We start from the raw sequence: 18,998 nt of genomic DNA on the forward strand, positions 1-18,998 counted from the left end.
ACCCGGAGCCTCTATCGTGAGCGGATGATCGAGTACATCCGAGACGGCGCGGAGATCTACCGCCAGTCCTTCGCCACGATCCGCGCCGAGGCGGATCTCAGTGCCTTTCCCGAGGACGTCTCACAGGCCGTGGTCCGCATGATCCACGCGAGCGGTCAGGTCGATCTCGTGGACGACGTCGCGTTCACCCCCGGCGTCGTGAAGGCCGCCCGCGCGGCGCTGGCGGACGGCGCCCCGATCCTGTGCGACGCGCAGATGGTCGCCGCCGGCGTGACCCGCAAGCGTCTCCCGGCGGACAACGAGGTGATCTGCACCCTGCGCGACCCCCGGGTTCCGGTGCTGGCGGAGCAGATCGGGAACACCCGCTCGGCGGCCGCGCTCGAATTGTGGGGCAGCAAACTGGAGGGGGCCGTCGTCGCGATCGGCAACGCCCCGACCGCCCTGTTCTACCTGTTGGACATGATCGAATCCGGTGCACCCCGGCCCGCCGCGATCGTGGGCGGCCCGGTCGGGTTCATCGGCGCGGCGGAGTCGAAGGAAGCGTTGATCGAGCACCCGAGCGGACTCGACTATCTGGTGGTCCGCGGCCGCCGCGGTGGCAGTGCCATCACGGCTGCGGCGCTGAATGCGATTGCGAGCGAAGTCGAATGAGTTCCAACGAGCAGTCGACCGGCAAGCTGTGGGGCGTCGGCATCGGACCGGGCGACCCGGAACTGGTGACGGTCAAGGCTGCGCGGGTCATCGCCGAGGCCGACGTAGTGGCGTTCCACAGCGCCAGGCACGGCAAGAGCATCTCCCGCGCGGTCGCGGCGCCGTACCTGCGTGAGGGCCAGATCGAGGAGCACCTCGTCTACCCGGTCACCACCGAGACCGTCGACCACCCGGGCGGATACCAGGGGGCGATGGACGAGTTCTACGAGGAAGCGTCGCAGCGGCTCGCCGCGCACCTCGACGCCGGCCGTACGGTGGCGCTCCTCGCGGCGGGCGACCCGCTCTTCTACAGCTCGTACATGCACATGCACAAGCGGCTGGCGCAGCGCTTCGAGGCGGAGGTGATTCCCGGGGTGACGTCGATCAGCGCCGCCTCGGCCGCGCTGGCGATGCCGCTCGTCGAGGGCGAGGAAATCCTCACCGTCCTGCCCGGCACCCTGCCGCGCGGCGAGCTGACGCGGCGCCTGCGGGAGACCGACGCCGCCGCCATCCTGAAACTCGGACGCACCTACCCGGCGGTGCGGCAGGCGTTGAAGGACTCCGGTCGCATCGACGAGACGTGGTACGTCGAGCGGGCCAGCACGACACGGCAGAAGATCGACCACGCGGACGACGTGTCGGACAGCGACGTCCCCTACTTCTCGATCGCCATCGTGCCCAGCCCGTCGAACGCCCGCCGCGACGATGCGCCTCCGCAGGGCGAACTCGTCGTCGTCGGGCTCGGCCCCGGCGATCAGGCCTGGACCACCCCGGAAGTGCAGCACGAACTGTCGCTGGCCACCGACCTCGTCGGATACGGGCCGTACATCGACCGGGTCCCCGAACGTCCGGGACAGCGCCGTCACTCCAGCGACAACCGGGTCGAGGCCGAACGGGCCGCGATGGCGCTCGACCTCGCCAAGAACGGGGCCCGCGTCGCCGTCGTGTCCTCGGGCGACCCGGGTGTGTTCGCGATGGCCGCCGCGGTGCTGGAAGTGGCCGCCGAGGAACAGTGGCGGGGCGTCCCCGTCCGCGTGCTGCCCGGCATGACTGCCGCGAACGCCGTGGCGAGCCGGGTCGGCGCACCCCTCGGCCACGACTACGCCGTGCTGTCCCTGTCCGATCGACTCAAGCCGTGGGACGTTGTGGCGCAGCGTATCTCGGCGGTCGCGAGCGCCGACATGGCCTTCGCCGTCTACAACCCGGCGTCGAAGTCACGGACCTGGCAAGTCGCCGCGATGCGTGACCTCGTTCTCGAGCACCGCTCCCCCGACACCCCGGTGATCATCGGCCGCGACGTGGCCGGCGCGCAGGAGTCGGTGCGGGTCGTGCGGCTCGCCGACCTCGACCCGGCCGAGATCGACATGCGGTGCCTGCTCATTGTGGGCTCCTCCATGACGACCGTCGTCGAGAACGAACACGGGACGAGGGTCTTCACGCCCCGGCGCTATCCGGGTTGAGTGGATCGAGCTCCACCAGGATTCCGCTCTCCCGGATCCAGGGACCGTCCCGCGGCGCCACCATCTCGACCCAGCCCGTTCCCGCGAACGGCCCCGACACAGGTGGCGGCGCGGGAACCAGACCCGTGCGGAGGCCGGCCTTTCCGTCGGGAACCTCGCTCAGCGTGTAGGTGCCTGCGGAGCGGTACCGCCCGTCGGGATCGGCGTGACGCGTGTGCGTGATCAACTGCCGGCGCCGGATTGATCCCGTCACTCGTGCGGACTCGGGGAGCAGCGCGGCGAAATCCGCCTCGAAGTAACCACGGAGGTGGACCGGACCGCGCAGCTCGTCGGCCGATTTCACGAATGCGGTGAACCCGGCGCCACGAAACAACATCGAACGCACCGGCCTGTCGTCGAGATTCTCGATCTCTCCCGTCACGTCCGATCCGAAGTCCGGCAAGTCGCCCGGACCGGTATCGGTATCTCCGCGCGGGTAGAACCTCAGCGCGTACTCCGCGACATCTCCGACCACGGGAAACGCGCACTGGCCATCCATGATCAGGTCCTCGGGAACGACGATTCTCAGTGCCATGTCCTTGCTGTTCCCGATCGAAAGTGTTTTCACACCGATCAGGCGACGCGGCCGGAGCGGAGTTCGGTCACCGCGATCCGGGCGACGTGCCCGATCGCGGCATCGACCACCGGCAGCACCGGGTCCGTCCGCGCGGCGCGGGTGAAGACGGCGACCGCGACCGGAATCTCACCGGGAAACGTCACGACGGCCACCTCGTTGCGGATGGCGCCGATGGTCCCGGTCTTCCCGGCGACGTCCACCCCGGAGTGCGGAAACCCGGAACGGATACGGTGCTGCCAGATCTGCGCGGACATCACCTGCCGGACGAACTCGCCCTGCGCGCCGGGCACCGCCCGTCCGGTCCAGATCGCGTCGAGAAGCGACGTCATCTCCCGCGGCGTCGTCGCGCTCGCGTACGACGGGTCGTAGGCGGACACCGTCCACGCCTCGTCGTTGTCCGCAAGCGCCGCGAATGCTTCGGCGGTGGTGTGCGCATGGGCGTCGATCACCAAACTGCGGTGCGCATCCGCGGTGCCGCCGATGATGCGCGTGCTCGTCAGGCCCAGGTCCGACAGTGACCGCTCGACGCTCTCGAGTCCCACCCGCCCGAGAACCAGGTCGGCGGCCGCGTTGTCGGACACGGTCATCATCGACAACGCCAGATCCCGCCAGCTCAGCACCACCGGGTCGCGGAACGTCGACACTCCCGTCGGTCCAGGAGTGCAGTCGGCCGGATTGACCCGGACGGTCGCGGTCGGCGACAACTCCCCGGATTCGAAAGCGCGGCACAGGGCCACGAGCAGCGGAAGTTTGTAGACGGACGCGAGCACGACGACGTCGTCCGCGCCGACTGCGATGTCGCCGGCATCGCCGACCGGGGTACCGACGCGGCGGGCGTGCAACCATCCGGTGCACCCGGCGTCGGCGAAGACGTCACGGATCCGCTTCTCCGCCGATGTCATCGATCGGCCCTGATCAGCACTCGGTCGAGGGCGGCGGCAGACGATGCGACATCTGCCCCGGAGCGCCAGACGATGCGCACGCGCAGCGAGAGGTCGTCGCGCAGCAGATCGATCCACGCCACACCGGGCATCACCGTGGGCGGCGACGCCGTCACTCCGAAATGCCCGCCGGCGGACACGCGCGTGAGGAGTTCCCGCTGCCCCGACGCGATCACGATGTCCGGGTCCAGACCCCGCACCCGCCACAGGTCGATGAACAGGTCGTGGGCAGGCGGATTGTCCGAGCGCGGACCGGTGGCCAGCATCAGCCCGCGCAGCATCCGGACCTGCGCCTTCTTCGCGGCTGCCACCGGGTGGTCGTCAGGCACCACCACCCACCGCCGGAGCTTGACGACCGGGCCGATGTCGAGACCAGTCAGTAGGGCCGGATGCTCGACCACGGCGACGTCGAGACTGCCTGCGCGGACTGCGTCCACGAGTTCGGTGGTGGACGCCGTGGTCGTCACCACCCGGGTGGGATGCGTGGCGTCGACGTCTCGCAACGCACGAACACAGCGCACCACCACGGCGTCGGCCACCGAGTGCGGGACACCCCACCGCACCACCGCGTCGCGACCACCCGCGATGCGGTGCGCCTCGTCCTCGAATCGGGTCGCGTCGTCCACGAGAAGCCTCGCACGCGGGAGCAATTGGCGTCCGGCGTCGGTGAGTCCGACGCCGCGGGCACTGCGCTGAATCAACTCCGTGCCGAGTCTCTGCTCGAGCCGACGCACCCCCTGTGACAGCGGCGGCTGCGTCATGCCGAGTCGCGACGCGGCATTGCCGAAGTGCCCCTCTTCCGCAACGGCGACAAAGAAACTCAGATGGCGCAGCAGATCCATGGCGCCCATTGAACCAGTTCCGATCACCCGCTTCGGGCGAGCCCGTCACTTCGCACACACAAAACGTCCTGCCGACCTGGGGCAATAGCGCACCCGACTCGCCGCGACGGCGGATTCGTCTTTGCGCTATGGGCGGGGGCACCCCCACATTGGGTCCATGCTGATACATCGACATCACCCGAAGCCCAGGTGCACCGGTCGTCGCGGCGCCGTTGCACTCGCACTGGCTCTGCCGTTGCTGGTCGGGGCGTGCACGGCCACCGCGGAGCAAACCCTGCCCACGACGTCGGAGGTGGCTGCGTTACCGGATCAGCAGTCCCTCGACGCGAAAATCGAGGCACTGGAAGCGCAGTACGCCACGCGGATCGGGGTGACGGCCGTCGATCCCGCGACCGGCGCGGTCTACAGCCACCGGGGCGACGAACGATTCGCGATGTGCTCGACGTTCAAGGCCTACGCGTCCGCCGCGGTCCTGCGCAAGATCGAGGACGGGTCGACCGCCCTCGACAAGACGGTGGTGATCGAACCCGGCGATCTCGTCGAGAACTCGCCGGTCACCGCCGCTGCAGTGGGCACCCCGATGACGTTGGGGCAGATCGCCGAAGCGGCGCTGACGCAGAGCGACAACACCGCCGGAAACTATCTGCTCCGCGAGATCGGCGGTCCGCAGGCGGTCACCGCCCTCGCCCGCGACCTCGGCGACGAGAGCACGCGACTGGACCGGTGGGAGACCGAACTCAACACCGCTTTCCGCGGCGATCCCCGGGACACGACGACACCGACCGGCCTCGCCCGGGGTTTCCGGGCGCTGCTCCTCGACGACGCCCTCGACGCGGCAAGCCGCGATCAGCTTCTCGAGTGGATGCGGGCGAGCAAGACTTCGGACAAGCGGATGCGCGCCGGTCTTCCGCCCGGATGGACCGCCGCCGACAAGACCGGTGGCGGCGGGTTCGGGACCGCCAACGACGCCGGCGTCGCCTGGGGTCCGGACGGCTCCCCCATCGTTCTCGCCGTCCTCACCGACAGCCTCACGAATCAGGAAGACGCGCAGGGAAACAACCAGGCGATCGCCGACACGACTGCGGCTGTCATCGAGGGTGTGACCGCGCCGTGAGCCATCTCTGCAGCGACACCGCCAGTTCGACGGGAGCGTCGAACTGGATCAGGTGCCCGGCGCCGTCGATCACCTCGAGTGTCGCACCGGGGATGAGGCGCGCCAGTTCCTCGGCCCGGTCTACGGGGATCCAGGCGTCGTCCCTCCCCGACACGACCGCGACGGGAACCTCGATCGACGCGTACCGGTCCTGGATCTCGTCGGTGTACCGCTCGTCGGCCTGGGCGATCTGCCGGTAGAACGCGACCTGACCCTCCTCCGACAGCCACGGCGTGGTCAGCACGGCCATCTGAGCGGGGGTCAGGCCGCGGTGGGACGCACCCGCGATGTACGCCTCGAGAGCACCACGGTGCACGGAGGCCGGTTGCGCGGCGAAGACGTCGGCGTTGTCCGCGACGAGCCGGAAGTAGTCGGATCCCCACGGCCGCAGTGCCACCACGTCGATCAGGGCCAGCGAGGTGTACCGCGCGCCGTGCAGGAGATGGGCGCGGAGTGCGACGGCACCCCCGTAGTCGTGCGCGACGACGTGGGGTGCCTCGAGGTTCCAATGCCGCAGGAGGTCGGTGAGCAGTTCACCCTGGATGCCGAGATCGACGTCGTGGGCAGCGTCCTTCGACGACTGCCCGTACCCGGGCATGTCCCACAGGTAGACCGAGAACTCGGCGGCGAATGCGCGTGCGAACGGCCACCACAGCTGCGAAGACCACGGCGTCCCGTGGCACATCACTACGGCGGGGCCGTTCCCGAACTTGTCCCATGCCACCGACCTGCCGCGCCATTCGAGGGTCTGCGAAAGCTCCACACCCGCAGTGTGCCATCCCGCACGTGAGTGGCACGGTGTACTGACGCACACCGTGCCACTCACCTGTGACTAATGCACGAGGCCGCTTTCGAGGACCGAGTGCCCGCCCTCGACATCGTGACGGCAATCGACTGGGCGCAGCGACCTTCCGCCCTCGGCGACCCGCCGCCCGGCGACCGTCAGCATCGGGCGCGGAATCCCGATACCCATCACCGGCACGCCCGTTACATACCCTTCCTTGTAGAGATGATTCGACGCGTCGGCCACTTCGTCCCGGGTCAAGGGCGACGGCGCCCAGCCGACGGTCTCACCGATGGCGTCCGCGTCCAGAATCGGACTTCGATAGCCTTCGGTAGCCTTCGCGAGAAGCCAACGCAGAACAGCGTCACGAACCGCCCATTGACGATCGGTAGCTGCATTCACATTTCAGTCCTCCGGTAATTGGCGTTGATGCCCGCGTGCACCATAGCCACCCGCAGGGAACAAGCAAGTTCGTGAGCTTTACTGCGCTTCTTGGGATCTCACGACTGCGACTCCGGTGGACTTTCCCATTTTCCCGGGTATGGTCGGGACGATGATGCCGGACCTCGCGGTGGGACGTGAATTTCTCCGTGCCCGCCCGTGAATCGCCCTACGATGGGTGAATGGAGAGCGGAACCGACGCGACCAAGACCTGTTCGTCCTGCCACGGTCCGATCGGATACGAGATCAAGGACGCCCACGCCGGATTCGCGTCGCTGCCTCCGGGCAAGCGGTACCGGGTCTTCCACTGCATGAATCGGTGCTCACGATCGGCCCCCGACGGCCTCGAATGCGGACACCGCCACGAATACCTCTGAAACACGTGATCGTTCAGTCCTTCGGTCCAAAGACAATGCATCGTCCCCTTGACCTCGAGTCCACTCGAGCTTTTAGCGTGGAGTGCATGACAACGACCGCCCCGTCACAGGCCGGCTGGTCCGAATTGCTCGGACCCCGGTATCGCTCGACCTCCGCTGTCCTCGCCGGCGGCGTCGGACTGCACGCCGTCAACATCTTCCTGACCACGAGTCTGCTGCCCACCGCCATCGGCGAGCTCGGGCGCGAATCGCTGTACGCGTGGAGCGCGACCGTCTTCATGGTGGCGTCGGTGATCTCGTCGATGACCGTGAGCCGCCTCCTCGCACACCGCGGGGCGCTCGGTGCGTATCTGTTCGCGCTGGCGCCGTTCTTCGCGGGCACGATGATCTGCGCGATCGGTCCGTCGATGGAGGTGCTCCTCGTCGGACGTGCAGTGCAGGGGATCGGCGGGGGCCTGCTCGCCGGCCTGAGTTACGCCGTACTGCGCGAGGCGCTGCCCGAACGTCTGTGGGCCCGCGCGACCGCATTGGTGTCGGCGATGTGGGGCGTGGGAACTCTCGCCGGACCGGCGATCGGCGGCCTGTTCGCCCAACTCGGCCATTGGCGACTCGCGTTCGTCGCGCTGGCGGTGGTCGCCGCGGTCATCGCAGTGATCGCGCCCCGCGCGTTGCCGCGCACCGAGCGTGTGCGGGGCGGCGAACCCGTCCCCGCCACGTCGCTCGCGCTGCTCACCCTGGCGACGATCGCGATCAGTGTGGCCGGCATCCTCGGCAACCGCACCCACATGCTGATCCTGATCGCAGTCGGAGTCGTGTTCGTCGCTGCGTTCCTGGCCTGGGAGCGGCGATCACCGCGCCGCGTGCTGCCGAAGTCGACGTACAGCGGGGCGTCGTCCCTGAAGTGGATCTACCTCACCATCGCGGTCCTCGCGTCCGGAACCGTGTCCGAGGCCTTCACACCGCTGTTCGGTCAACGGCTCGCCGGACTGGCGCCGTTCGCCGCGGGATTCCTCGGCGCCATGATGTCGGTCGGATGGTCGGTGACCATGATCTTCAGTTCCGACATCTCCCGGCGGCGCACGAAGACGGTGGCCATGATCACCGGACCGCTGGTCCTCGCCGCGGGCCTGCTCCTCACGGCGGCCCTCTGGCGCGACGACGCCGGGCTCGCCGTGGTGATTCTGTGGGCGGTCACGCTGGCCGCCGCGGGCGCCGGCATCGGACTCGCCTTCCCGCACCTGATGGTCGCCGCCATGCAGAGCACCGACGACGCGCACGAGGGCGCCAAGGCGGCGGCCGGGCTCAACACGGTCGAGTTGATCGCCATGGCCGTCGGGTCCGCGGTCGCCGGTGTGCTGGTCAATCTCGGCGCGCCCTCGACCCTCACCTCGGCGCAACTGCTGTTCCTCGGTCTCGGCGTCATCGCGACGGCCGGCGTGTTCACCGCGTACCGCGCGACCCGGCAGGCCGACCGAGGGAGCGCCGACCCGTCCTAGCTAGGCCCGCGCTGCGAAGTGGTGCGCGCGACGGAGGATGTCGTGGGCACGGGCGAGTTGCGGCGGATGCCCGCCGTGCGTGACACGGCTACCGTCCGGGCCCAGTCGCTCGATCGTCGACTCGGCCCAGGAGATGTCGTCCGAGTCCGGCGCCATCGCGGTGTTGATCACGGGTACCTGCTCGTTCGCGAGCGTCAGTTTTCCGGTCATCCCCATCTCGCGGGCAAGTCGAGTGTCGTCGCGGACGATCTCGGCGCTCTGCGCCAGCGTCGGACCGTCGATCGGAGCGGCGATCCGGGCTGCCCGGCTGGCGTTGACGAGCCGGGACCGGGCGTATGCCAACGCCATCGGGGTTCGTCCGGCGCCGGTGTCGCGGCAGTAGTCGCCGATTCCGAACGCGAGTCGGGTGACGGGAGCGGTGCGAGCGATGTCGTCCACGGCGAGGACGGCCTCCGCCGATTCGATGAGGGCGACCAGCGGGACACCGGGGATCTCCGCGGCGCTGTCCCGGACCTGTGCGGGTGCTTCGGTTTTCGACAGCATCAGCCCGCGCAGCCCGGGCAGGCCCCGGATCGCGTCGAGGTCGCGCCGCCAGTGCGGGGTGGTTGCGTCGTTGATCCGCACCCAACCCGGATTACGCTCGAGCCATGCGGCGGCGAAGGCACGACCCTCATCCTTCGCGGCGAACGGCAAGCCGTCCTCGAGGTCGAGGATCAGCGCATCGGCGCCGGAGTCCGCCGCCGCGGCGAAGACCTCGCTCCCGACCGCAGGAACCAGGAGCCAACTTCGCGACATCGCGAGGTCGATCTCGCTGTGCTGGGCTGTCTCGACAGTCATGCTGTTCTTTCCTCGGCCATACCGAGGAGTCTGCGCTTCACCGGGAGGCGGCACACTCGACGAAGCGGAGTGCAGCGAAGGGGTTCGGGCACCGCTTCGTCAGGTGCGGCGCCCGACCCGTCCGGTCCGGCTCAGAAGTCGAAGCCCCAATTGGCCGGGTTGAAGACGACGCGGTACCAGACGGCGGTGGCCGAGTCGAACGTGCACGGCACGATTACGACCCCGGACGTCTGTTCGAGCGCCGCAGCCTTCCCGCAGAAGTACTCCGCGCCTTCGCCGGACGTCTCGGCACGGTAGACGGGTCCGACGTGCCACGGTTCGGCACTCGCGGTACCGGCGCCGACGGTGGCTCCGAGGACGAGAGGTGCGGCCAGTATCCCGGCCAGTGCTGCGGCACGCCGGGCGGACTTCTTCTGCACGAGAGCTCCTTCGTAGGCGACGACGCGGCAGTTCTGTGTGGTTAGTTCGCACAAGAAGCGTCGGACGTTACCGCGGTGCTGCGGCCCTCTCCTCGAACACCTCGCTCGACCCGTTCTGCGCGGCGAGTGCGCGGGCTCTGTCCAGGGCCTCCTGGGCGGCCGCCTTCACCGTCGCGGGATCCTCGGCTGTCGCAGGCGCTTCGACCGGTGCGGGCGTCTCGACAGCGTCGGGAGTCTCCGCGAGATCGGGGGTTTCGACGGCATCAGGGGTTTCGACGGCATCAGGGGTGTCCACTGCGTCCGGCGTCTCCATTGCGCCCGGCGTCTCCACGACATCCGGCGTCTCCACGGGGTCGGGAGTCTCGATTGCCGGTGCGGGCGCCTTGGTGACGGGAGGTACCTCGACGGGCGCTGTGCCACCCTTCTTCAGATACTGGCCGCACACCGGCCACGCGCCGGGGCCTTGGGTTTTCAAAACGTTCTCGGCGACCCGGATCTGCTCGGCCTGACTGGCTTCCGAGGGCACTCCTGTTCCGCCGTGTGATTTCCAGGTTTCCGGTGTGAACTGCAATCCGCCGTAGAACCCGTTTCCGGTGTCGGTGGTCCAGTCGCCGCCGCTTTCGCACTCCGCGACTTCTTCCCAGTCGTGCGGCGCGCCGAACGCGGTTCCCGCGCCCAGCCCCAGTAGAATGGTGGCGGCCGCGCCGATCAGGGCGATCCAGCCGAACGTGCGTTTCTCCATGTTGCGAGTGGTCATGCTGGCTCAATCCTCTCCGCGCTTGCGGACGCGGCATGCCGGCGACGACACGTCGATTGCCGGCCATCCTTTCGGTGCCTCGTCCCGCGCCTCGAAGGTGTCGGGATCACGAACCCGCGTCGGCAGATTTGCAGCGGCGGGCCCCCGAACGTGGCCTCCTCCCGAAATTCACACGGCATGAACAAGGTACGGATGTTCGACTATTGAGAAACGCGAGTGAAAATTGTGCAGTTCTGAGGTTTCGATACCGGTTCGAGTCCATGTCGTGACAATTCCGACATCTGTTGAACAGGTATGCGAATGCTGGATGACGGTGCAGTGAACGGACGCTCCCGTCCTCGACGGTGGCGGTGGACTGGCTACCCTGACGATCCCGACACCGCCGGAGCCCACCGGCGCGGGGACGAACAGTTCAGTGCCGACATGTCGCATTCCTCAGCCGATCCGTGGCGCTCGAGCACCACCCTGGCGCGGTTACGCGCCGGCCTGGCCACTCTGGGCCCCGGGAGCAGCGAGTCGCGCGGGCCGTGCTCGCCGAGCCCGCGGCGGTGGTGGAGTTGTCGCCGGCGGAACTGGCGGCGGCGTCGGGTACGTCCCCGGCGACGGTGGTGCGGGCGTGCCAGCGACTGGGATTCCGCGGACTCCAGCACCTTCGGCTCGAACTGGCCCGTGTGACAACGGATCCCGAGGGGGCGGCGGCCACCCCGGTAGACACGACGTTCGGGGCCGCCGCGGAGGCGCTCACCGCGACTCGCGCGACCATCGATCCCGCCGGGTTCGCCGCCGTCGTGGACCTGATCGTGCGGACCCGGCGGATCCTGCTGGTGGGCAACGGCTTCTCGTCCCCACCGATCCAGGATGCCGCCTTGCGGTTCACCACCGCGGGTCGCAGCGTGGAGGCGCCGCTCGACATCCTGGGGCAGCAGTTCTCGGCGCGACTGCTCACCGACCGGGACGTGTGTCTCGCCGTCAGCTACTCCGGTCCGAACACCCACACCTTGCGGGCGTGCGTGGCGGCGCACTCGTGGAAGCGCTGCGCGCGCTCGCCTGCTCCCCGGCCCCGGTCCTGGTGCACTGCACCGCCGGTAAGGACCGCACCGGGTTGCTCGTCGCTCTGGCGCTCGCGGCGGTGGGTGTGCCGGACGCCGTGATCGTCGACGACTACGCTCGATCCGGAACGCTGGTGCGGCCCCACCGCGAGGAAGCGGTGCGGCGCCTGTCGACGGAGCTGGCACTCGACTCGGCCGAGCACGCCCCCGCCCTCGACTTGCACCTGGATTCGCCGCCGTCGGTACTCGCCGGTGCCCTCACCCACGTCCGTTCCCGGCATGGAACCGTGACGAACTACCTTCGTGCCCAGGGATTCACGGACACCGACCTCGCCGCTCTGTGCACACGACTGCTCGACGTGCAGGACACTGGGACGCCAGCCGCCACCGTCACCGGGTTCGACGCCCCGAGGTACTCGATAGTCCGCTGCTCCGGGCACGAAGTCAGCGCACTGCCGATTCCCCTGCACACCCCGACCTGCTGATCCGGTCTAACCCCTCGCCGAAGGAAGTTACTGCGCCGTCGAAGGGCTGACCCGCGAGGACGCCGAGCATCGGTGGCCGGACGGCGCCTTCCCCGGACGGCCGAGTCGTAGTGATCACGCACGGGGCGCTCATCCGCGCGGTACTCGGTGACCTGTCCGACACAGTGGTGCCGCGCATCGTCAACGGCGCGGTCTGCGAGATCGAATGGGCGGGAGGGTGGCGGGTCGTGTCGGTCAACCGCACCGTCTCCCACGGTGTCGCGGACCCTGCGTAGTCGTTCGCTCCGGGCGCCGAGCGTCATGACCTGCGCCGTCTCACCGTCGTATCGGCCGACGAACCGATCGTGGGTGCGAGCCGCCACAATCCGGCGGCGGCGAGCACGTGCCACAGCGCGTGGCCCGGCAGGAGGGTACCCGGCCTGCAGATCGACGTCCGGTCGCCGACGGCGCCGAGCAGCGCACCGGACGCGACAAGCACTGCCGCGACGATCGTCGTGCGCCGTAATTCCGGTCGAACGCGGGCGCGTTCGAGGCAGAGTCCCACCGCGGCCGCGGCGAGGAGTGCCTGCACGATCGTCGACGCCGTCGGGCCGGCAGCCACGGTGGGGATCATCAGGAGCGAAACAACGAGCCACCACACCGGCGACAGCCGACGGCCGAACCGATCGGACGCGGCGTCGACGGCGATGTACGCGAGCAACGTCGCGATCGGGATGTCGTGCGCGTATCCCTGCCACGGAGGGTCGGGTCCGTGCTGAACGAGCGACCCGACACCGACCGCGACGATGAGCAGGCCGTAGGTGATGGACGGCGCGTCGCGCCGGCGACCCACGAGGACTGCGAGGCCGGCAACCACGAAGGCCAGGCTGGTGACAGCGGCCGCGTGCTGCGCGATGAAACCTCCCATACTCCGAGGTTTCCAAAGCCGCCGACGCACCGCAATCACGACCGGGGCGGTCGCACGAGTGGACGCGGGATAGGGCAACGGCGCGCCGAAAGCGCGAACAAAACCTTCCAGTCGGACTTTTTCTGTGGCATCGTAACGATCCATGGGGGAATCAGCAGTCGCCGCAGTCGCCATCTACCACGCGCCCGCAGCGGACCGACGGGGTACACCGATGGTGGCGCTGGACTACGACGTCCAGCGCGGATCGCGGCATACGTTGTTGCAGAACCTGGCTGGGCGCGGGTGGCGGGACCCCAGCCCTGTCTTCGACGGCGTCGACGACCTGACGTCGGCCGTGCTGTCGTTGCGCTCGGCCGACGGACGCACCCTGTTGATCGAGGACGACACGGACGTTCTCTTCGATGGTGTCGTCGTGCCTCCGCACGGGTGGCTCGAACACGTTCGCGCACTCGGTGCGGTCGGCGTGATCGCCGGAGCCGGAATCACGGCCGCGCCCGACTGGCAGCGACAACTCCCCCGCCTGGCCCGCGAGAGCGAACTTCTCGGGTCGATCGCCACCGTCACGTTCACCAACGCCTCCGGCCGGGAGGATTTCCACGCGTTCGCATACGAGGTGGTCGCCGCGTTGCGGCCGGCACTGCCCCCCGAGGCTGTGCACGATGCGGGGTTTGCGCTCGAGGACGACCGGCCACACCGCGCGGTCCTCGAGGTCGTGGACAGTGCGGTGCGGCACCGAGTCGCCGTTCCCGCGCGGATCGTGGACATGCTCCAACGGCGTGCCACGGACCGCACGTCGTTCGGGTGGCGGGACGCCCGAACGCTGAAGCGTCTTCTGCGGAAGATTCGCACACACTGACGGTCGACACCCCGCTGTGCAAGACTCGAATTTGCACGGACGACAGTGATGCGCCGGACCACCCTGATGCGGAGGGCGTCATGTCCCGATCGGTACCCGGAGATGCTCCGGACGACATGGGGCACACGGCGTACGCGCGTGTGCGCGCCGGCCAGCTGAATGCGGTTCAGGCGGCCCTCGAGGACCACACGGGACGCCTGGACTGGCCGCGAGAACAGATCGAGCGCTACCGGACCTCACGGCTGCGGGCCCTGCTCTCGCACGCCCGTGAGCGGTCGCCGTTTCACGCCCGGCGGCTTCGTGGTCTCGATCCGTCGACGGCCACGGTCGCCGACCTGGCGTCGCTGCCGATGATGACCAAGCAGGACGCGCAGGACAAGTGGGATGCGATCGTCACCACTCGTGACCTCGATCGCGAGCGTGCCGAACGAATTCTGGCCGAGCAGCAATGGTTTTCGTACACCCCGGGCGACGCACAGATCTTCAGCTCGGGTGGGTCGAGTGGTGTCCGCGGCGTGTATGTCTGGGATTGGCAGTTCTCCGTGTCGGCCGCGTGCCTGGCCTGGCGGATGCAGGCGCGGGAGGAACGGCGGGCGCCCGTGCAGTCTCCTTCGCGCCTCGCCGTGCTCGCGGCCGGTGTCCCTCCGCACGCGAGCACCCCCTTGTTCGATGTGCCGACCGCACCGGGGATGGAGACCGTTGTGATCCCGGCAGGCGCACCGTTCGACGAAATCGTCGCCGCCGTGGCCGCGGCTCGCCCCACGCACCTGGTCGGATATGCGTCGGTGATCGGACGGCTCGCCCGAGCATCCTTGGCCGGCGGTCTGCAGGTTCACCCCGTCCGGGTGAGCACCAACTCCGAGCCACTGCTGGATGAGGATCGGCAGGCCATCGGCGAAGCCTGGTCGGTGCCGATCCACAACCTGTGGGGGTCGACCGAGATCGGCGTGCAGGCAGTGGGTTGCGGACACGGCGAGGGACTGCACGTGTGCGAGGACGAGGTCGTGCTCGAACGCGTCGACGACAGTGGCACCCCGGTCGCCGCCGATGCGCCGGCCGCGCGAACACTCGCCACGGGCCTGGCCAACCGGACGTTTCCCTTCATCCGCTACGACCTCGGCGATCAGGTCACGTTGCTCCCCGGCACCTGCCCGTGCGGAAGTGCCTTCGTGCGCGTCGCCGACATCGGCGGGCGGCGCGACGACGATTTCCGATACGGGACGAAGACGGTGCCCGCGAGCACGTTTCGTTACGTCCTCGGCGCAGATCCGCGTGTCTCCGAGTACCAGGTCAGGCAGACCGTCGACGGTGCGGACATCTTCGCGGTCGGCGACCCCGACGTCGCCCGGCTGACGTCGGCTGTCGCCGGGGCGTTGCGCCGGCAAGGATTGTCCGATCCGCAGGTCCGGATCGAGGTCGTCGACCACCTGCAGCGCCATCAGGCGAGCGGGAAACTGCAGCGGTTCATCGCACTGCGGTAGCGCGCAGTCGGTTCGCGGCACCCGCCCGGTCGGCCGGGCCGGACAGGGGTCGCCATTCCTCACCCCAGGGTGTCTGTCGCTGCGGCCGCTCCCGTCCGACGATGGTCGTACACGGTCACCCAGTCGAGGAGCAACGATGACGGACAGTGATTTCGGGGCAGTCAGCGAAGACGCCACAGGCGCAGTCTCCGACGGCACGGATCTGAATCGCGTTCACGCCGAGATCGCCCGCCTCGACGCGGAGATCCTGGACGCGGTCCATCGCCGCCTCGTTCTCGCACAGCTCGCGGCTCGTACCCGGGTCGAGTCCGGTGCACCGATGGTCGCGCTCGGCGGGGAGACCGACGTGATCCGCCGCTATCAGGACGAATTGGGCCCCCGAGGTTCGCTGCTGGCGCTGGAATTGCTCCGGCTGGCGCGGCCACCCTTTTCGTCGACGTACCGAACACGGTAGCCGTACCGACACTCACCTCGGTCGACACCGATCGCGAGAGCAGTGCCCAGCAGTCTTCGCGACGCTGGGCACTGTTCGCCTGTCCGGGGCGACTCAGCGCCGTCACGTCGGGAAACCCGGGCCAGATGTGGCAGGCATCATATTCGCGACACTGAAGTTGCGGCATTCACCCATCGCATTCGGCACCGGCAGAGCCACTTCGGGTGCATCATCAACTACCCTGTCCTGAAGGACGCGGGTTTGCTGCTCACGTTCTCACTGGCTGTGAGAGGGGTGGCTGCTTTAGGCACGGTTGATTGGGCGGCCCGGTAGTTGTTGTGCCCGAGTGCGGCAATGTTGGCGGCGGCGTTATGGTCGGCGTGGCCGGTCCAACCGCAGCCGCGGCACCGGAACAGTGCTTGACTGTGCCTGTTCGCGGTGTCGCAGTGCCCGCAGAGGTGGCACGTCTTACTGGTATTGCGAGGGTTGATCACCTGCACCGGCACTCCTGCGGCGTGCGCCTTATAGGTGATCTGGTCGCGCAGTTGCGCGTAGGCCCAGGAGTGCAATTGTTGCCGTTGTCTGCGTGCGAGCCGTACCCGGTCCCGGATTCCCGACAGGTCTTCTACCGCGATTCCTTGACCGGTGCGTTGTGCCTGGGCAACAATCGTTTTCGAGAGTTGGTGATTGATGTCGGTGGCGTACCGAGTCTCCTTCCTCCGCCGTTTCTTCAGTTTCCGCTTCGCGGACCTGGTCCCCACCTTTTGCAGCGCGGACCGGATGGTTCCGTTCTTTTTCCGGCGGGCGGTGACCGCACCACCGGACCACCGGACGTCGAGTTCGGCCGGGTCGTCTGCGGTGGTCACCGCCAGGTTCACGATCCCCAAGTCCACGCCCAGCCACCCGGTGGGGTCGTCGGCGGGGACCAGCCGCTGCGGTGCGTCGGTGTCGACGGTTGCGTGCAGGTAGAAACATCCGTCCCGGAAAATCAGATCCGACTCGCCTGTGCGGTCGGCGAGCATTGTCCGCTGCCACGGCGCGCACACGAATCCGACGTTGCGCATCCGGCCCGCGGTCGTCCAGATCGATACCGTCGATCGATCGATCTGCCACGACAAGCACCGATCGTCGAACGGTTGGCCCGCGTCCTGACGGAACACGATCGCCTTACCCGCCACCTTCGCATACCGTGTCGATCCCGGCGTGCCGTAATTCCCGTTGAGCAGGTTCGCTGTCCGGGTCGCGTACGCATCCGCGACTTTCTTGATGACCCGGATCGCCGGTTGCGCCGACAACCCGCACGCTTTGAGCTGGGCATAGACCTGCTTTTGCAGCGCGAACGGGCGCCGATCAGCGGCGGTGTGCGCGAGCTGCGCAACCATGTTCGCCCCCGCATTGCACAACTCCAGTGTCGATTTCAGCGCCACATACTGCTCCGGGGTGGGAGCCAGCTTCACGACAACGATCCGCTTCACCCTGCGCCTTTCCCTGCGGATACTCTTTGGTCTATGTCACCGAGATGGACGCCTGACCCGAACGTACGCCGCGGCCGTAGCGTTGTCTCCAACCTACATGCGCACTTGGTCTTCGTCACGAAGTATCGTCGCGGTGCGTTCACCGACCCGATGCTGACCCGATGCGAGCAGATCATGGCAGAGGTCTGTGACAAGTTCGGCGCAACGTTGACCGAGTTCACCGGAGAAACCGACCACGTCCACCTCTTGATCCACTACCCACCTACCGTGCAACTCTCCACCCTGGTCAATAGCCTCAAGGGCGTCTCCGCTCGATACCTGCGCCAAGAGTTCCCCGACCACATCCAGAAATACCTGTGGGGCACTCACTTCTGGTCACCGTCCTACTTCGCCGCCTCCGCCGGCGGAGCCCCGCTCGCCATCGTCGCCGAGTACATCACCAACCAAAAACGACCCGAACCCACACAAGAAAGCGACCCCGCTACGCGCGATCGCGCAATACAGAATCAGCTTCCTCCCGGCCCCCAAGGGCCAGGCTTCCTCTGATCAATCCGGTGAAGTCCATGCGCGATTTCCGATTCTCGTTCAACATTTTCGGTTTCGACTCCCGAGATGCCCTTCTCGACCGATGCCGTCACGGCGAGAGCGCCGGCTACGACACCGTGTTCGCCGCCGACCACCTCGGCGCCCCGGCACCGTTCCCCCTCCTGGTGGCCGTCGCCGGCGCCACCGGACTGCGGGTCGGAACTCTGGTGCTCAACGCACCGTTCTGGAACGCCGCCCTGCTCGCTCGCGAGATCGCGACGACGGACATCCTCACCGACGGAAAGCTCGAGGTCGGTCTCGGTGCCGGGCACATGAAGTGGGAGTTCGACGCCGCGGGTATCGAATGGAGGCCATTCGGCGGCCGAGTCGAGCAGTTGTCGGAGTTGGTCGACGGCCTCCGCACGTTCTTCACCACGGACTTCGACGAGCTACCCGAGGGCCGCACTGTGCCACGACCGTTGCAGCGGCGTGGATTCGGCGGCTCGGGTCCACCCCTGATCATCGGCGGTACCGGGGACCGCGTGCTGCGGATCGCGGCCGCCCACGCCGACATCGTCGGTGTCGCGGGCACATTCCAGATTCCGGGGCGACCCCCCGGCACATTCCGCCTCGCCACCGCGGACGAGGTGGCCGAGCGAATTCGCTTCGTACGGAACCACGCCGGTGCGAGAGCCGAGGGCATCGAGTGGCATCTACTGGTCCAGTTGGTCGTCGAGACGGACGACCGCCGGGCCGCGGCGAACGAGATCGCGGACCGGCTCGGCGGCACCATGTCGGTGGCAGACGTCCTCGGCACCCCGTACGTCCTCGTGGGAACCGTGGAGGAGATGGCCGAGCAACTCCGGAGCCATCGGGAGCGTTACGGCTTCTCGTACGTCACCGTCCACGAACCGTATCTGGAGGTGTTCGCCCCCGTGATCCGTCGACTCCGCGAACAGAGTTGACGGACAACG

23 protein-coding genes are annotated in these 18,998 nt (G+C 68.1%); 13 read left to right on the plus strand and 10 right to left on the minus strand.

Annotated features, from left to right (window positions below; translation table 11 throughout):
* Positions 1 to 24: 24 nt before the first annotated feature.
* Together JWS14_RS01530 and JWS14_RS01535 are read left to right on the plus strand one after the other, a co-directional pair.
* Complete coding sequence (locus tag JWS14_RS01530; protein WP_095864132.1) at positions 25 to 651, plus strand: precorrin-8X methylmutase; 627 nt, start codon at positions 25 to 27, stop codon at positions 649 to 651.
* Positions 648 to 2,150 carry a precorrin-2 C(20)-methyltransferase gene (locus JWS14_RS01535; protein ID WP_072950564.1) on the plus strand — a complete coding sequence of 501 codons (1,503 nt, stop codon included), beginning with the start codon at positions 648 to 650 and terminating at the stop codon, positions 2,148 to 2,150. The genes JWS14_RS01530 and JWS14_RS01535 overlap by 4 nt, the downstream gene beginning before the upstream one ends.
* Here JWS14_RS01535 and JWS14_RS01540 read toward each other — a convergent pair.
* Genes JWS14_RS01540 through JWS14_RS01550 form a run of 3 tightly spaced genes read right to left on the minus strand, consistent with a single transcriptional unit; the run spans position 2,125 to position 4,558 of the window.
* Positions 2,125 to 2,724 (minus strand): hypothetical protein, encoded by a 600-nt coding sequence (locus JWS14_RS01540; RefSeq protein WP_143051477.1) that lies wholly within the window; start codon positions 2,722 to 2,724, stop codon positions 2,125 to 2,127. The two genes, JWS14_RS01535 and JWS14_RS01540, sit on opposite strands and share 26 nt — an antisense overlap.
* A 38-nt stretch (positions 2,725 to 2,762) precedes the next feature.
* Positions 2,763 to 3,668, minus strand: coding sequence for a serine hydrolase (locus JWS14_RS01545; protein ID WP_095864130.1), 906 nt, complete (start codon positions 3,666 to 3,668; stop codon positions 2,763 to 2,765).
* Entirely contained in the window at positions 3,665 to 4,558 is an 894-nt protein-coding gene (locus JWS14_RS01550) for a LysR family transcriptional regulator (RefSeq protein WP_072950569.1), read from the minus strand. The genes JWS14_RS01545 and JWS14_RS01550 overlap by 4 nt, the downstream gene beginning before the upstream one ends.
* A 148-nt stretch (positions 4,559 to 4,706) precedes the next feature.
* Here JWS14_RS01550 and bla point away from each other — a divergent pair, with 148 nt between their 5' ends.
* Positions 4,707 to 5,663, plus strand: a complete 957-nt coding sequence (bla, locus tag JWS14_RS01555; protein ID WP_206012326.1) for a class A beta-lactamase — start codon at positions 4,707 to 4,709, stop codon at positions 5,661 to 5,663.
* Here bla and JWS14_RS01560 read toward each other — a convergent pair.
* Both JWS14_RS01560 and JWS14_RS01565 read right to left on the minus strand, forming a co-directional pair.
* A complete protein-coding gene (locus tag JWS14_RS01560; protein WP_206012327.1) occupies positions 5,638 to 6,465 on the minus strand; it encodes an alpha/beta fold hydrolase in 828 nt (275 codons plus the stop codon). The two genes, bla and JWS14_RS01560, sit on opposite strands and share 26 nt — an antisense overlap.
* Before the next feature lie 69 nt (positions 6,466 to 6,534).
* Positions 6,535 to 6,888 carry a serine recombinase gene (locus tag JWS14_RS01565; protein WP_206012328.1) on the minus strand — a complete coding sequence of 118 codons (354 nt, stop codon included), beginning with the start codon at positions 6,886 to 6,888 and terminating at the stop codon, positions 6,535 to 6,537.
* A 221-nt stretch (positions 6,889 to 7,109) separates the two neighbouring features.
* Here JWS14_RS01565 and JWS14_RS01570 point away from each other — a divergent pair, with 221 nt between their 5' ends.
* On the plus strand, positions 7,110 to 7,304 hold the full coding sequence (locus tag JWS14_RS01570; protein ID WP_072950573.1) for a hypothetical protein: 195 nt from the start codon (positions 7,110 to 7,112) through the stop codon (positions 7,302 to 7,304).
* Positions 7,305 to 7,390: 86 nt separating this feature from the next.
* Positions 7,391 to 8,800 carry an MFS transporter gene (locus JWS14_RS01575; RefSeq protein WP_206012329.1) on the plus strand — a complete coding sequence of 470 codons (1,410 nt, stop codon included), beginning with the start codon at positions 7,391 to 7,393 and terminating at the stop codon, positions 8,798 to 8,800.
* Here the strand turns inward: JWS14_RS01575 and JWS14_RS01580 are convergent, their stop codons facing one another.
* From JWS14_RS01580 to JWS14_RS01590, 3 genes are all read right to left on the minus strand, one after another.
* The gene (locus JWS14_RS01580) at positions 8,801 to 9,637 is read right to left on the minus strand and encodes an HpcH/HpaI aldolase/citrate lyase family protein (protein ID WP_206012330.1); all 837 of its coding nucleotides are present in this window, start codon (positions 9,635 to 9,637) and stop codon (positions 8,801 to 8,803) included.
* A 131-nt stretch (positions 9,638 to 9,768) separates the two neighbouring features.
* A complete protein-coding gene (locus JWS14_RS01585) occupies positions 9,769 to 10,056 on the minus strand; it encodes a hypothetical protein (RefSeq protein WP_095864125.1) in 288 nt (95 codons plus the stop codon).
* A gap of 67 nt (positions 10,057 to 10,123) precedes the next feature.
* The gene (locus JWS14_RS01590) at positions 10,124 to 10,813 is read right to left on the minus strand and encodes a transglycosylase family protein (protein ID WP_206012331.1); all 690 of its coding nucleotides are present in this window, start codon (positions 10,811 to 10,813) and stop codon (positions 10,124 to 10,126) included.
* Between the two features lie 446 nt (positions 10,814 to 11,259).
* On the opposite strand from JWS14_RS01590, the gene JWS14_RS01595 reads away from it, so the two are divergent.
* The 3 genes from JWS14_RS01595 to JWS14_RS01605 all read left to right on the plus strand — a co-directional run bounded on the left by JWS14_RS01595 (position 11,260) and on the right by JWS14_RS01605 (position 12,622).
* Positions 11,260 to 11,964, plus strand: coding sequence for a MurR/RpiR family transcriptional regulator (locus JWS14_RS01595; protein WP_259375732.1), 705 nt, complete (start codon positions 11,260 to 11,262; stop codon positions 11,962 to 11,964).
* Positions 11,880 to 12,347: a tyrosine-protein phosphatase gene (locus tag JWS14_RS01600; protein WP_476748563.1), complete on the plus strand. Its 468-nt coding sequence runs from the start codon at positions 11,880 to 11,882 to the stop codon at positions 12,345 to 12,347. The genes JWS14_RS01595 and JWS14_RS01600 overlap by 85 nt, the downstream gene beginning before the upstream one ends.
* Before the next feature lie 110 nt (positions 12,348 to 12,457).
* Positions 12,458 to 12,622, plus strand: a complete 165-nt coding sequence (locus JWS14_RS01605) for a histidine phosphatase family protein (protein ID WP_206012333.1) — start codon at positions 12,458 to 12,460, stop codon at positions 12,620 to 12,622.
* Between the two features lie 23 nt (positions 12,623 to 12,645).
* On the opposite strand, the gene JWS14_RS01610 is transcribed toward JWS14_RS01605, so the two are convergent.
* Complete coding sequence (locus tag JWS14_RS01610; protein ID WP_206012334.1) at positions 12,646 to 13,254, minus strand: hypothetical protein; 609 nt, start codon at positions 13,252 to 13,254, stop codon at positions 12,646 to 12,648.
* Between the two features lie 142 nt (positions 13,255 to 13,396).
* On the opposite strand from JWS14_RS01610, the gene JWS14_RS01615 reads away from it, so the two are divergent.
* From JWS14_RS01615 to JWS14_RS01625, 3 genes are all read left to right on the plus strand, one after another.
* The gene (locus tag JWS14_RS01615) at positions 13,397 to 14,110 is read left to right on the plus strand and encodes a hypothetical protein (RefSeq protein ID WP_206012335.1); all 714 of its coding nucleotides are present in this window, start codon (positions 13,397 to 13,399) and stop codon (positions 14,108 to 14,110) included.
* Between the two features lie 80 nt (positions 14,111 to 14,190).
* Positions 14,191 to 15,591, plus strand: coding sequence for a phenylacetate--CoA ligase family protein (locus JWS14_RS01620; RefSeq protein ID WP_206012336.1), 1,401 nt, complete (start codon positions 14,191 to 14,193; stop codon positions 15,589 to 15,591).
* Between the two features lie 136 nt (positions 15,592 to 15,727).
* Positions 15,728 to 16,045, plus strand: a complete 318-nt coding sequence (locus JWS14_RS01625) for a chorismate mutase (RefSeq protein WP_072951282.1) — start codon at positions 15,728 to 15,730, stop codon at positions 16,043 to 16,045.
* Between the two features lie 215 nt (positions 16,046 to 16,260).
* Here the strand turns inward: JWS14_RS01625 and JWS14_RS01630 are convergent, their stop codons facing one another.
* A complete protein-coding gene (locus tag JWS14_RS01630) occupies positions 16,261 to 17,499 on the minus strand; it encodes an RNA-guided endonuclease InsQ/TnpB family protein (RefSeq protein WP_206012337.1) in 1,239 nt (412 codons plus the stop codon).
* Between the two features lie 33 nt (positions 17,500 to 17,532).
* Between JWS14_RS01630 and tnpA the strand changes: the two genes are divergently transcribed.
* Positions 17,533 to 18,045, plus strand: a complete 513-nt coding sequence (gene tnpA, locus JWS14_RS01635; RefSeq protein WP_241031215.1) for an IS200/IS605 family transposase — start codon at positions 17,533 to 17,535, stop codon at positions 18,043 to 18,045.
* 17 nt (positions 18,046 to 18,062) lie between these two features.
* On the plus strand, positions 18,063 to 18,989 hold the full coding sequence (locus JWS14_RS01640) for an LLM class F420-dependent oxidoreductase (RefSeq protein WP_095864335.1): 927 nt from the start codon (positions 18,063 to 18,065) through the stop codon (positions 18,987 to 18,989).
* Positions 18,990 to 18,998: the final 9 nt, after the last annotated feature.

This window comes from Rhodococcus koreensis (assembly GCF_017068375.1).
Taxonomy (GTDB): Bacteria; Actinomycetota; Actinomycetes; order Mycobacteriales; family Mycobacteriaceae; genus Rhodococcus_F; species Rhodococcus_F koreensis.